Raw genomic sequence first — 12,780 nt, 5'->3', positions numbered from 1 at the left:
CTCAAAGGGTTACTTATGAAGCATTGCAGTCACTGCGGCAGCGAAGTTGAGCTGCAGATTCCCAACGGTGATGACCGTCACCGCCATATATGCACCGACGATGACTGCAGTGCCATCCACTACCAGAATCCCAAAATCATCGCAGGCTGCCTGCCGGTCTACCAGGACAAGGTTTTGATGTGTAAACGCGCCATCGAACCACGTTATGGCTTCTGGACCCTGCCAGCGGGCTTTATGGAAAATAACGAATCGGTAGAAGAAGGTGCCGCACGGGAAACCTGGGAAGAAGCCAGAGCCAAAGTACAACTCGATAGCCTATATACCCTGTTCAGCCTGCCCCAGATCAGTCAGGTCTATATGATGTTTCGCGGCCACCTGACCGAGTCTGAGTTTTCCGCCGGCCCGGAATCACTGGAAGTGGCGTTGTTTAGCGAAGAGGAAATACCCTGGGATGACATTGCCTTCCCATTGGTAAAGAAAACCCTGAGACACTTTTTCAGTGACCGCAAAGCGGGCGAATTTCCAATGCGCAGCGAAGCCATTTACAAGCCCGGGACCGATAAGAACACCTCGTTCGACACCCCGGTTTATCGCAATAAATAAGATCAGAGATTACTTAGAGGCTTTCCAGCCGCCAAACGTCATAGGCCGGCTCTTCGTAGGGATATGCTTGCTTCAATGCCGCCACAGCCGGTTTGATTAAATGATCCTCACAGACCATCTCAATCCTGAACTCAGCAACCTTTTCGACCTGATTAAGGCTACCAATGTGAGGGTTGCTGCCCTCCAGCGGTCTGAACTGCCCCTGCCCCAGCACCTGCCAACAACAGCAATCGTAATCGCCAATTCGACCAGCACCGGCGGCAAACACCGCGGCCTTAACGGCCTCGGCATCGGCCTCAGGAACATAAAAGCAAAGCTTGTACATGAGTGCTGTAATTAACCCAAGACGCGCACATTGATCACGTGCTCAACCGCTTCAATCGCAGCAATCACATCGTCTGATGGCGCCTGTTCAACATCGAGAATGTTATAAGCCACATCGCCACGACTCTTGTTCATCATATCAATGACGTTGATGTCATTATCAGTAAAGACCGACAGCACATGCCCCAAAACCCCTGAAACATTATCGTTACAGAAGGTGATGCGCACACCTTCGGCACGAGGCAGACTGATTGCGGGAAAATTCACCGAGTTCTTGATGTTACCGTTTTCCAGATAATCCTTGATCTGATCTGCCGCCATCACGGCACAGTTCTCTTCAGCCTCAGCCGTACTGGCGCCGATATGCGGCATCGCCAGAACATCTTTGCGATTGAGCAAACAGGGCTCCGGAAAATCACAAACGTACATCCCCAACTGGCCCTTATCCAGTGAATCAGCAGCCGCCTTGGCATCAACAATCGACTCACGGGCAAAATTCAACAATACAGCCCCCTTCTTCACTGATTGCAGCGCCTCGGCATTAACCATATGGTAGGTAGGCTCAATGGCAGGCACATGCAGAGTGACATAGTCGGAGTGACTCAACAGCATTTGCAGATTTTCCATCTTCTCGACAGAACTTGGCAGACGCCAGGCCGCTTCCACAGACAGAGCAGGATCATAGCCGACAACGTTCATTCCCAGCGACAAAGCCATTTCCGCCACCATGGAGCCAATAGCCCCCAGACCGACTACACCAAGAGTCCGGCCATACAGCTCGTTACCGGCAAAGCGCTTTTTCTCTTTTTCCAGCAACTTGCCCATCTCACCGGCATCTTCCATATCGGTCAGGGTTTGAACATAATTCATGCCGCCCACAATATCCCGTGAGCTTAACAACAGACCGGACAACACCAGTTCTTTTACCGCATTGGCATTGGCACCCGGCGTATTAAAAACAACCACACCTTCTTTGGTGTAATCGTCCACCGGAATATTATTAACACCGGCACCGGCACGCGCCACGGCCACCAGCGATTCAGGAATCGCTTCACCATGAAGCTTGTGGCTTCTCAGAACATAGGCATCCGGGGTGGACATTTCGCTGGCCACTTCATAATGATCGCGATCGAAGCGATTCAGGCCTTTGCTGGAAATCGCGTTGTACGTTTTGATTTTGAACATGTTATTTCCCTGTTTGTTCTTATTGTTCCGGTAAAACTAAATTTGGATTTTTTAATCCGGACGGCTACTGGGTACTGCCTTCTGAGACACGCTGTGAATACATCCCTGTAAGCTCGGTTGCCGCATCCGAGCGCCATGGATGGCGTAAATGCCGTTAACGCAGGAGCAGTTAACTGCCCAGGCAAACGGTCTCAGAAGGCAGCACCCAGTATCCATCCTAACGACGTGCCAAATTCGATACTGGCACATTGCAGGGTGGTTGCCGGGGGTAAGGGTTGAAGGCCCTCTCCAGCAGGGATGCTGGAGCGGAGCCCCCATGGATGGGTTTACGGCGCGTCTTCAACCCTTACACCCGGTGACCGCCCGACAGCAACGGCACCTATACCGTCGCTTTATTAAAAATTAAGCAGTAACTTCCTGATAAGCCCATGCCAACCAAGGCATCAATGCTTCCATATCAGCCTTCTCAACCGTCGCACCACCCCACAAACGCAGGCCATCAGGAGCGTCACGGTAAGCGCCGATATCGTAGGCAACACCTTCACTATCGAGCAGCTTAACCATCGCTTTCACCTGATCAGCAGTGGCATCCAGTGTCAGACAAATACTGGTATTGGACAATGTCGCTTTTTCTGCCGCCAGAAAATTAATCCAATCATTCTCAGCGACAAAGGCTTCCACTACCGCCAGATTATCTTCGGATTTCTTAATCGCAGCAGACACACCACCCAGAGACTCAATCCAATTCAGGGCATCCAGATAATCCGCCACACACAACATGGAAGGGGTATTGATGGTGGCTCCTTTAAAGATACCCTCGATCAACTTGCCACCTTTGGTCATGCGGAAAATCTTGGGCAGAGGCCAGGCCGGGGTATAGTTTTCCAGACGCTCAACCGCGCGAGGACTCAGAATCAACATGCCGTGGGCACCCTCACCACCCAGCACCTTTTGCCAGGAGAAGGTCACCACATCCAGCTTTTCCCATGGCATTTCCATAGCGAAAACCGCAGAGGTGGCATCACAAATAGTGAGACCGGTGCGATCGTCCGCAATCCAGTCACCATCAGGCACCTTGACGCCCGAGGTGGTGCCGTTCCAGGTAAACACCACATCGTGGTCAAAATTGACGTCATCCAGATTCGGTAACTGACCATAGTCAGCCGTTATGGAGCGAGCATCATCCAGCTTCAGTTGTTTGGTGATATCACTGTACCAGCCGGACCCGAAAGATTCCCAGTGCACTACATCCACAGGGCGAGCACCCAACATTGACCACAACGCCATCTCAACCGCGCCAGTATCAGAAGCCGGCACCACACCTACACGGTATCCCTCAGGCAAACCAAGCAGCTCCGCTGTTTTACTGCAAGCCTCACCAAGTGCAGCCTTACCCAGACTGGAACGGTGGGAACGGCCCAGAGTTTCCAGACTCAGTGCATTGACGTCATAGCCCGGACGCTTGCTGCAAGGGCCGGAAGAAAAATTCGGATTCTGGGGCTTAACCGATGGCTTCATAGTGAAATTCACTCGCAAAATAAGAAGTGTAAAAAAATTGAAGTCGGCGATTATGACAGCTTTTCACACCACTGCCTATTCAGCTATGATCCGGTGACTTTTTAAAAATAAAAAACCGCAAAGCCAATAATAAGGTGAGACATTAATGAAGATTTACGAAACCAAAACCGCCCCCAATCCTCGTCGAGTACGCATGTTTCTTGCGGAAAAAGGCATCGATATGGAGTACGTGCAACTGGATATCGCCGGTGGTGAAAACCTGACGCCGGAAATGCGCGCCAAAAATGTTACCACCAAGGTCCCTTTCCTCGAACTGGATGACGGTACCTGCATTGGCGAGACTATGGCGATCTGTCGCTACTTCGAAGAAACCAACCCCGAAACACCGCTGCTGGGCAACACCCCACTGGAAAAAGCCGAAGTTGAGATGTGGCAGCGCCGAGTTGAGTTTGGCTTTATGCTGCAGGTGGGGTTTTGCTTCCAACACACCACCGGCTACTTTAAAGACCGCATGAACCCGGTAGCCGAATGGGGTGTAGAAGCCGGTAAAAACGCCGTCCAGTTTCTGGAACTGGCTGAAGAACAACTGGGCAAGCACACCTATATTGCCGGCGACAACTTCTCCGCCGCGGACATCAGCCTGCTGTGCGCCATCGATTTTGCCAGGGTAGTTAAGATCAAACCAACCGATGAACAGGTGAACATCAAACGCTGGCACGAGCTGGTTTCCAGCCGCCCCTCAGCCAAAGCCTGATAGAGAGCAGCGAGACCTAACCAAACAAAAAGCCCGTCAGAATCGGATTCTGACGGGCTTTTTAATGGCCGAAGGTAATCGCCATTAACCGGGCAAGCGAAATTTGGCGGTTTGCCGGCTGATGGCCAACAGGTTGCCTTCGGCATCCCAAATTTCACCGTCCTCTTCCAGAACGCCCTGGGTCATCATTTTGGACTTAAAGTGGACTTTCAGTGGACCGGATACAGGCTTGGCTCGCACTTGCACAGTCAACTCAATGGTTGGCACCCAACCTGTGGGACCAAAATGGGTAAATACCGGTGGCGGGTAGGCATCGGTAAAGTACAACAAGCTGTAGACATCCAGCACATTGCCATCTTTAAAATCAATCCAGCCACTCCATTCACCACTCTTCTGCGGCTCGCCCAAAAAGTTTTTATCCGCACCCGGTGCGACTTTCTGCAAGGTGTATTTCTGCACATTGATCATTGGAGCCCGAGGAATATCGATACAATCCTCAATAGCGGGAACATCCGGTGGGCTGACGTCCATGATCGTCTCACCGTAGAGTTTATCGAGCTGGGTATAGGCAGCCGTAAACTGGACTTTTAACTCGCCATCCTGAATCAACTTGGCCACGGCATAGCTGGTGGATTTGCCCAGTGTCAGCGGTTCAACCACAATCTCGCATTCACCAACACGAGAAGCGGCCATATAAAAGCCGTTGATCGACATAGGCTCTTTGTGAGGCAGAGCTTCACTCAAAGCCTTACCGGCGATGGCCATCAGATAACCGCCATTGGGCACCGGTCCAATGCACCAATTTTCGCTCAGCTGCGCTTTCCAGCGATTGTCGGCCACTTTTTCAATTGCGGTATTTTGATCAAAGAGCCCCATAAATCCTCTCTTGGACAAATTCAGTAAATTAAACAATAGGTGAAATAAGACCACAGGCAAGGCGGTTCAGCCAATGACCAAATGGGGCGAGTGACTTGATATCTGAAATTTGAAGAACAGGAGAAGGATGTCACCCCCGCAACGACAGGGATGACAAAAATGTACTTTTATTCCGGGCGCATGGCCGGGAACAGCAAGACATCGCGGATGGATGGCGAGTCTGTCAGCAACATTACCAGTCGATCGATGCCAATACCCTGACCGGCGGTTGGTGGCAGACCGTATTCCAGCGCCCGAACATAGTCGGCGTCATAGTGCATGGCCTCATCATCGCCAGCATCCTTTTCGGCCACCTGAGCCAGGAAGCGCTCAGCCTGATCTTCCGCGTCATTCAGCTCAGAGAAACCATTGGCAATTTCACGCCCGCCCACGAAGAACTCAAAGCGATCGGTTACAAATGGATTGCTGTCACTGCGACGCGCCAGTGGGGATACCTCGGTTGGGTATTCGGTAATAAAGGTAGGATCGTCCAGGCGATGCTCTACGGTCTTTTCAAAAATCTCGATCTGAACCTTACCCAGCCCCCAGGAATCCTTCAGAGGGATATCCAGATGCTCGGCAATCTGACGGGCACCCTGCTCATCGGCCAGCGCCTCTGCGGACATTTCCGGATTGAAATGCAGAATGGAGTCAAACACACTCATGCGGGCAAACGGTTTGGTAAAGTCGTAGATGGTCTCCTGAACCACTTCGCCATCGGAGTTCTTCACGGTGCTGGCAATCTGGGTGGTACCGATTACTTGCTCACACAGTTTGCGCAGCATGTCTTCGGTCAAATCCATCAGGTCGTTGTAATCGGCGTAGGCCTGATAGAACTCCAACATGGTGAATTCCGGGTTGTGACGGGTCGACAATCCCTCATTGCGGAAATTGCGATTGATCTCATAAACGCGATCAAAGCCACCAACAACCAATCGCTTCAGGTACAGCTCAGGAGCGATACGCAGGTACATATCGATATCCAGCGCATTGTGGTGCGTAATAAATGGGCGGGCCGAGGCACCACCGGGAATCGCCTGCAACATGGGCGTTTCCACTTCCAGGAAGTCGTTACTGTTGAGGTAGTTACGAATAAAGGCAACGATTTGAGAGCGCAGTTTAAAGGTGTCACGCACTTCCGGATTGGCAATCAGATCAACATAGCGCTGACGGTAACGCATCTCCTGATCGGCCAGACCATGAAACTTATCCGGCAGCGGGCGCAGCGCCTTGGTCAGCAATTTGTATTCGCCCATATTGACGTAGAGGTCGCCTTTACCGGACTTGTGCAGTTCGCCCTTACAACCAACGATATCACCCAGATCCAGTGTCTTGGCAAAAGGACGGGCCTCTTTGGTTACATACAACTGAATACGGCCATCAACATCCTGCAACACGATCCATGGGCCACGCATGGCCACCACACGACCGGCGACACTGACAACCTGCGCCTTTTCCTCCAATACCTCTTTGGTCTCTTCGCCGTAGGCATCTTTCAGCTGCTGGCTTTTGTGGGCTGGACGAAAGTCGTTGGGAAAGGCACCGCCTTCCTGCTCACGCAAAACATTGAGTTTTTCGCGGCGTACGGCGATCAATTTGTTTTCATCTTTCGGTTGCTGATTGTCGTTACTCATGGCTTGTCTCTAAGTACGCTAATTCAAATAAATTAAAAAATTATAGGCCGGCTTTCAGGCTGGCTTCGATAAACTGATCCAGGTCGCCGTCCAATACAGACTGACAGTTACTGGTCTGTACACTGGTGCGCAAATCCTTGATGCGCTGATCATCGAGCACATAAGAGCGAATCTGACTGCCCCAGCCAATGTCGGCTTTGCTGTCTTCGGCAGCCTGCTTTTCTGCGTTGCGCTTGAGCATTTCCTGCTCGTAGAGCTTGGCACGCAGCATCTTCCAGGCTTGATCCCGGTTTTTATGCTGAGAGCGCTGACTCTGACATTCCGCCACGATACCGGTTGGTTCGTGAGTCAGGCGCACCGCCGAATCGGTTTTGTTGACGTGCTGACCACCGGCACCGGATGCTCGATAGGTGTCGGTGCGAACATCCGAGGGATTGATATCGATTTCGATGTTGTCATCAATCTCAGGGGACACAAATACCGAGCTGAATGAGGTGTGGCGGCGATTACCGGAATCAAACGGCGACTTGCGCACCAAGCGATGCACACCGGTTTCAGTGCGCAGCCAACCGAAGGCGTACTCACCCTCAAAGCGAATGGTGGCACTTTTGATACCCGCCACTTCGCCGGCCGATGCTTCTTCCAGAGTGGTTTTGAAGCCCTTGGCCTCCCCCCAGCGCAGGTACATGCGCAGAATCATCTCGGCCCAGTCCTGAGCCTCTGTACCGCCCGAGCCAGACTGAATTTCCAGGAACGCGTTATTGGCATCCATATCACCGGAAAACATCCGGCGGAATTCCAGAGTGCCCAACTGCGCATCCAAAGACTCAATCTCCGCCTCAACCTCGGCCACGCTGTCTTCGTCGTTTTCCTCAACCGCCATTTCCAGCAGTTCGCGACAATCGGCTACACCCTGATCCAGATCTTCGATGGTCTTTACCACCTCTTCCAGACTGGAACGCTCACGCCCCAGGGCCTGAGCACGGTCAGGATCATCCCAGACACTGGGCTCGCCCAGCTCCATTTCAACTTCGGTTAAACGCTCTTTCTTGTGAGCGTAGTCAAAGATACCCCCTAAGAACGTCAGTACGTTCTTGCAGGTCTTTGAGGGAATTCAGCAGCGGATTGATTTCCATGGACGCTTCAACTCATTCGGAATTTTGGAGGCGCGAATTGTACAGCAGACCGCGCACGAACTCTATTCTTTGCCCCTGAGGTCAGTGGAAGTCAGAAAAAACCCACAAGGATTACCCGATAGGTCATGGCCGCCAAAAGATGAAGTCGATATGATCACAACCAATTAAAGATTCACCTTAGAAACCAACAATAATTTCGGAGATTTTGCATGAGCGTCGCTGAAGCATTACAAAAGCGTGTATCCACCCGCGGGTTTATCGATAAACCAGTCCCTAAAGAGCTGCTGGAAGAAATTTTCACCCAAGCTCAGCGCTCACCATCAAACTGTAACACTCAGCCCTGGCACTCTTATGTGGTCTCCGGTGAAGTCAAAGATCAACTGAAAGACAAACTGATTACCGGCCTGATGGAAGGCAAGCAGCCCAACCCGGACTTTGACTGGAATGTTTACTACGAAGGCGACCAGAAAGAGCTTCAATACGACTCCGCCAACGTACTCTACAGCGCCATGGGCATTGAGCGCAGTGACAAGCAGGGGCGACAAATGGCCATGGTCCGCAACTGGATGTTTTTTGACGCCCCACACGCGGTATTTTTCACCATGCCCAAGTACATGAATCTGATGGGTGCGGTTGATGTGGGCATCTACGCTCAAAGCCTGGCACTGCTTCTGACAGAAAAAGGCATCAGCAGCTGCTTCCAGGGGGCCCTGGGTCAATTTCCAGAACCAGTTCGTGAAACCCTCAATATTCCTGACGATCAAGGTATTTTGTTTGGTATGTCGTTTGGCTATGCCGACTCCGAAGCCCCTGCCAACAAGGCCATTCCGGGACGCCTGGAATTGAATCAAGCCACTTCATTCTTCGGCTAAGCCAGCCTTTATACGCCCACAGAGCCAAATCTGTGGGCGCTTTAAAATTCCAATAAAGTCAGCCATAGTCTACCTTTCATGAAACTGATTCATATTGGTACGAACCATGGATATCCGCACACTCGGTCGTCTTGACCTGAATCTTCTGGTTGCTCTCGAAGCCCTGATCGAAGAGCAGAGCGTCTCCAAAGCCGCAGACAGGCTTTTCATTACCCAGTCAGCCATGAGTAAAACCCTGGGCAGGCTCAGGGAGGTCTTTGACGACCAACTGTTTGTTCGCACCGCCAATGGCATGAGCCCAACCCCCAGAACCGAACAAATCGCGGAACATCTGCCGCAGGTTTTGCAGGCCGTGCAGTGTATGGTTCAGCCTTATGAATTTAATCCTATGACCACCGAGGCCCATTTTCGCGTGGCCATACCGATCCATATCTGCATCTGGGCCCTCCCCAGACTGATGCTCAAATTGAACGCACAAGCACCCAGATTCAGCCTCAGCACCGAAGGTCAGCAGGATAACCAGCTGGAAATGCTGGCCAGTGGCAAACTCGACGTCCTGATACAGGTTGCCCAGGATGATTATTCATCCGAGTATGACGTGGTCACCATGGGGGTAGCGCCACCCATGCTATTGGCCCGAGCCGGCCACCCCCTTGAGGGAACCCAACCGTCCTGGGAAGACATCAAACGCTATCCTCAAATCCGAACCCGCATTGCCGACATCAATGACAAGCACTTCTTCAAGAGCAAGGAATCAAAATTCATCAGTGAGGAAAGCACCATTCAACCGGTGCTTGAAACCGACCATCTGTTTCCGGCGATGGAGGTGCTGTGCAACACCGATTACATCATGCCAAGCACGCCCATTTTTATTGAGGAAGGTGATTTGAGTAAGGAGATCATATCGCTCCCCATCCCGGAGAACGAAGAGCTGATGTTCCGATTTGTTTTGGTCACCCATGAAAGGACCAGGAATTCGCCCACCCACCTGTTTTTAAAGCAATTGTTTACCGAAGTGGTTGAAGAGTGGCGCCAGCACAATGACATGCCAACCCTGAAAGAAATGAGAGAAATCCGGGGGTTTGATTATTAACAAAAAAATGCCCGCGTTTGCGGGCATTTAGGTGTTCTAAGACATTTCGATTAGCAGGACTGACAGCGGTTGTTGTTCTTTTCATCCTGATAAATAGCCAAGCCAAGAACTGAAGCGTAAAGCGCAATAATGATAGCCATGATCGTGTCCTCTCTTGATGATGTCAGGATATCCCCTGACCTTGATTAACAGTCTATTTTTTAATCTGTAATTCCACAAATGTATTATCATCATTGGCAGAATGAACGAAATTCATATTGATCCAGAAATAAAAATGCCCACAAAAGTGGGCAAAGAGAGCATTACGGAGAATTCGTTCAGCAGGACTTGCTAGCATCCGGGTTTTGCTTTTCCTGAAAGATAGCCAGACCAAGAATAGAAACGTACAGAGCAATGATAATAGGCATGATGAAGTCCTCTTTGTGTTGTTGGCGGGGTGTCCCCTAACCTTGAGAAACAGTTTATGAGCAACACCAAAATTCCACAAATGTATTAACTTCAATATAGACATGAATTAAATTCATACTTTATCAACAAAAAAGCCGGCTGATAGCCGGCTTTTTATGTAGAGGCTCTCTATACCTTGAAAGCCTTAATCAGATCTTTAAGCCGCGACACTGAATCAGACAACTGATTACTGGCCTGCTCTGTTTCGCTGGCCCCCTCAGCGGTGCGCTCACCCGCCCGGTTAATTTCAACAATATTCTGATCAATATCGTTGGCAACCGCTGTCTGCCTTTCTGCTGCAGTGGCAATATGCTGGCTCTGATCCACGATGCTGGTCACTTCGCCCAGAATATTTTCCAGCGCAGCCTGCACCTGATCCGACTGCCCTACTGTCTCATCAACCTTGGCGTGACTGGCATTCATGGATTTGACCGTGCCATCGACCCCGTTTTGCAACTTAACGATCATCTGCTCGATCTCTTCGGTGGATTGCTGGGTTCTCTGGGCCAGAGTTCGAACTTCATCGGCAACCACGGCAAAACCACGACCCTGCTCACCGGCACGAGCGGCCTCAATGGCAGCATTCAGAGCCAGCAGGTTGGTTTGCTCGGCAATCCCCTTAATCACATCCAGCACCTGACTGATGGCGGCACTGTCTGTTGCCAGTTGATTAATAACCGAAACAGACTCGTCAATTTCCTCTGCCAATGAGCGAATATTATCAACCTGCTGGCCTACCATCTCACGGCCATTCAGGGTTTCCTGATTGACACTGTGGGCGTTTTCCACCGCGGTACTGGAACTGCTGGATACCTCCAGGGTAGCGTTCGACATCTCGGTCATAGCCTGAGAAACCAGCTCAATCTGATGACGCTGACTGCCAACCAGTTGATTGCTCTCAGCCGACACGGACTTGACTCGCTCAGACTGGCTTTCAACTTCTGCCACCGTATCAATCACCAGTTGAATCAGATCGTGTATCTTATTCACCATGGCGTTTACAACGTTCCCCAGATCACCCAGCTCATCGTTGCTGCGCGCCTGAAAGCTGACCGTCATATCGCCGGCAGCCACCTTATCGACTACCTTGCTTAAACCCAAAATGGTCTCTCGGGTAGAGACATAAAACCCTGCGTAGAGATAAAAGATGATCAGAAACACCAAGATCAACCCCAAAATCGTGACCATCATTTGCTGGCGCTTGCTTTCCAGACGCTTTTCCAATTGCTGGGTAACAAAAACTTCCAACTGATCAACCAACACAAAGTTGTGAGCCATGATATCAGTGACTTTGCCGTACATGTCATCCCAGGGCTTATCCATGGCTTCGGCGTAGAGGAAATCATCCTCGATCAAAAGGGTTGTGCTGGCAAAAACCTTTTTGGCCTCTTCAATTTGCGCGAGTATTTCCTCGGGCAAGTCCGGGTTTTGGCTCTGGATCTCAAACGTTGCAACCTCATAACTCTTGGCATTTTTTTCCAGATCAGTAATCAGATCTTCGAGAAAGCCATAGTGATCAGAACCAATCATCCCGCCTTTACGCAAGGCTGAGCTGCCAATCGATCGGACATCGGAAATAACCTTGCTGGCATCAAAGGCACTGGTCAGCAAAAACTCTGTGATCTGGCGTGTACCCTGATCCTCATCCTGTGCCAGACCACTCTGGGTAGCCACCATTTTCATAAAGCCTTTGAATTCATTCATCATCAGATCGGCATTATTGAATTTACTGATGGGCATCAGATCGTTAGCAACGACCTCTATAGCCTTCTGCATGGAGGCTTTTTTGTCATTAAAACCGACAATCTGATCGGCATCGTCTGACGTTGACTCAAGACCATTGAGGTTCGCCATAGCCTCCTGAATCTTTGCGTCAGTCCGATCTTTAACTCCACCTTCTCGATCAGGCTGAACAAAATCCATATTGATGCGCGCAAGGCTGTGCACATCCAACAGATCACGGCGCAGCTTGGTGACATCAAGAATGCTCGCCATAGCGTCCAGTTCATCGCTGGTTTTCTTGAACTCTTGAAAGTAGCTGTTGATGACCATCAAATTGGTGACGGCCATGGGGATGATAAACACCGCACTGACCAACCCGAATTTCAAACCGAAGCTCAGTCGGTTCATAAGGTTTATGGCAGGAAGGAGTAACGCCTTCAAAACAAGCTCCCTTTGGGATTTTAGTCGTTATTAATAGAGTTTTTCACACGCAACCACAGAGGTAAATGTTGCATGTGCGGGCTCTGGTTATGGTTATTATCGGCCAAAGTCGAGACAACTGAAGTCTCATGCCTAA

At 50.6% G+C, this 12,780-nt stretch carries 11 protein-coding genes; 4 read left to right on the top strand and 7 right to left on the bottom strand.

What is annotated here, in order from left to right:
• Positions 1-15 precede the first annotated feature (15 nt).
• Positions 16-603 carry an NUDIX hydrolase gene (locus ACPXV9_RS06965; protein ID WP_423895729.1) on the top strand — a complete coding sequence of 196 codons (588 nt, stop codon included), beginning with the start codon at positions 16-18 and terminating at the stop codon, positions 601-603.
• 13 nt (positions 604-616) lie between these two features.
• Here the strand turns inward: ACPXV9_RS06965 and ACPXV9_RS06960 are convergent, their stop codons facing one another.
• The 3 genes from ACPXV9_RS06960 to ACPXV9_RS06950 all read right to left on the bottom strand — a co-directional run bounded on the left by ACPXV9_RS06960 (position 617) and on the right by ACPXV9_RS06950 (position 3,630).
• On the bottom strand, positions 617-928 hold the full coding sequence (locus ACPXV9_RS06960; protein WP_423895728.1) for an NGG1p interacting factor NIF3: 312 nt from the start codon (positions 926-928) through the stop codon (positions 617-619).
• Positions 929-939: 11 nt separating this feature from the next.
• Entirely contained in the window at positions 940-2,112 is a 1,173-nt protein-coding gene (locus tag ACPXV9_RS06955) for a phosphoglycerate dehydrogenase (RefSeq protein WP_423895727.1), read from the bottom strand.
• Between the two features lie 402 nt (positions 2,113-2,514).
• The gene (locus ACPXV9_RS06950) at positions 2,515-3,630 is read right to left on the bottom strand and encodes a phosphoserine transaminase (RefSeq protein ID WP_423895726.1); all 1,116 of its coding nucleotides are present in this window, start codon (positions 3,628-3,630) and stop codon (positions 2,515-2,517) included.
• A 145-nt stretch (positions 3,631-3,775) separates the two neighbouring features.
• Between ACPXV9_RS06950 and ACPXV9_RS06945 the strand changes: the two genes are divergently transcribed.
• A complete protein-coding gene (locus ACPXV9_RS06945; protein ID WP_423895725.1) occupies positions 3,776-4,384 on the top strand; it encodes a glutathione S-transferase family protein in 609 nt (202 codons plus the stop codon).
• Between the two features lie 84 nt (positions 4,385-4,468).
• Here ACPXV9_RS06945 and ACPXV9_RS06940 read toward each other — a convergent pair whose 3' ends face one another.
• The 3 genes from ACPXV9_RS06940 to prfB all read right to left on the bottom strand — a co-directional run bounded on the left by ACPXV9_RS06940 (position 4,469) and on the right by prfB (position 8,069).
• Positions 4,469-5,260 carry a thioesterase family protein gene (locus tag ACPXV9_RS06940; RefSeq protein WP_423895724.1) on the bottom strand — a complete coding sequence of 264 codons (792 nt, stop codon included), beginning with the start codon at positions 5,258-5,260 and terminating at the stop codon, positions 4,469-4,471.
• A 167-nt stretch (positions 5,261-5,427) separates the two neighbouring features.
• Entirely contained in the window at positions 5,428-6,933 is a 1,506-nt protein-coding gene (gene lysS, locus ACPXV9_RS06935) for a lysine--tRNA ligase (RefSeq protein ID WP_423895723.1), read from the bottom strand.
• A 40-nt stretch (positions 6,934-6,973) separates the two neighbouring features.
• Positions 6,974-8,069, bottom strand: a protein-coding gene (gene prfB / locus ACPXV9_RS06930) for a peptide chain release factor 2 (RefSeq protein WP_423895722.1) whose coding sequence is annotated in 2 segments (ribosomal slippage) — positions 6,974-7,996 and positions 7,998-8,069 — 1,095 coding nt in all. Because the reading frame shifts where the segments join, the coding sequence is not laid out codon by codon here.
• A gap of 209 nt (positions 8,070-8,278) precedes the next feature.
• On the opposite strand from prfB, the gene ACPXV9_RS06925 reads away from it, so the two are divergent.
• Both ACPXV9_RS06925 and ACPXV9_RS06920 read left to right on the top strand, forming a co-directional pair.
• Positions 8,279-8,941, top strand: coding sequence for a nitroreductase (locus tag ACPXV9_RS06925; protein ID WP_423895721.1), 663 nt, complete (start codon positions 8,279-8,281; stop codon positions 8,939-8,941).
• Positions 8,942-9,047: 106 nt separating this feature from the next.
• Positions 9,048-10,034, top strand: coding sequence for a LysR family transcriptional regulator (locus ACPXV9_RS06920; protein ID WP_423895720.1), 987 nt, complete (start codon positions 9,048-9,050; stop codon positions 10,032-10,034).
• A 576-nt stretch (positions 10,035-10,610) separates the two neighbouring features.
• Here the strand turns inward: ACPXV9_RS06920 and ACPXV9_RS06915 are convergent.
• Positions 10,611-12,611 carry a methyl-accepting chemotaxis protein gene (locus ACPXV9_RS06915; RefSeq protein ID WP_423895719.1) on the bottom strand — a complete coding sequence of 667 codons (2,001 nt, stop codon included), beginning with the start codon at positions 12,609-12,611 and terminating at the stop codon, positions 10,611-10,613.
• Positions 12,612-12,780: the final 169 nt, after the last annotated feature.

Source organism: Candidatus Pelagadaptatus aseana, assembly GCF_040362265.1.
Lineage (GTDB): Bacteria > Pseudomonadota > Gammaproteobacteria > Pseudomonadales > Cellvibrionaceae > Pelagadaptatus > Pelagadaptatus aseana.
The sequence above is the reverse complement of the archived record's forward strand: the minus strand, read 5'-3'. Positions and strand labels throughout refer to the sequence as shown.

What these genes read in the sequence shown, in the direction of transcription:
- ACPXV9_RS06965 (WP_423895729.1), top strand. Translation starts at nt 16, where the DNA reads ATGAAGCATTGCAGTCACTGCGGCAGCGAAGTTGAGCTGCAGATTCCC.
- ACPXV9_RS06960 (WP_423895728.1), bottom strand. Translation starts at nt 928, where the DNA reads ATGTACAAGCTTTGCTTTTATGTTCCTGAGGCCGATGCCGAGGCCGTT.
- ACPXV9_RS06955 (WP_423895727.1), bottom strand. Translation starts at nt 2,112, where the DNA reads ATGTTCAAAATCAAAACGTACAACGCGATTTCCAGCAAAGGCCTGAAT.
- ACPXV9_RS06950 (WP_423895726.1), bottom strand. Translation starts at nt 3,630, where the DNA reads ATGAAGCCATCGGTTAAGCCCCAGAATCCGAATTTTTCTTCCGGCCCT.
- ACPXV9_RS06945 (WP_423895725.1), top strand. Translation starts at nt 3,776, where the DNA reads ATGAAGATTTACGAAACCAAAACCGCCCCCAATCCTCGTCGAGTACGC.
- ACPXV9_RS06940 (WP_423895724.1), bottom strand. Translation starts at nt 5,260, where the DNA reads ATGGGGCTCTTTGATCAAAATACCGCAATTGAAAAAGTGGCCGACAAT.
- lysS (WP_423895723.1), bottom strand. Translation starts at nt 6,933, where the DNA reads ATGAGTAACGACAATCAGCAACCGAAAGATGAAAACAAATTGATCGCC.
- ACPXV9_RS06925 (WP_423895721.1), top strand. Translation starts at nt 8,279, where the DNA reads ATGAGCGTCGCTGAAGCATTACAAAAGCGTGTATCCACCCGCGGGTTT.
- ACPXV9_RS06920 (WP_423895720.1), top strand. Translation starts at nt 9,048, where the DNA reads ATGGATATCCGCACACTCGGTCGTCTTGACCTGAATCTTCTGGTTGCT.
- ACPXV9_RS06915 (WP_423895719.1), bottom strand. Translation starts at nt 12,611, where the DNA reads ATGAACCGACTGAGCTTCGGTTTGAAATTCGGGTTGGTCAGTGCGGTG.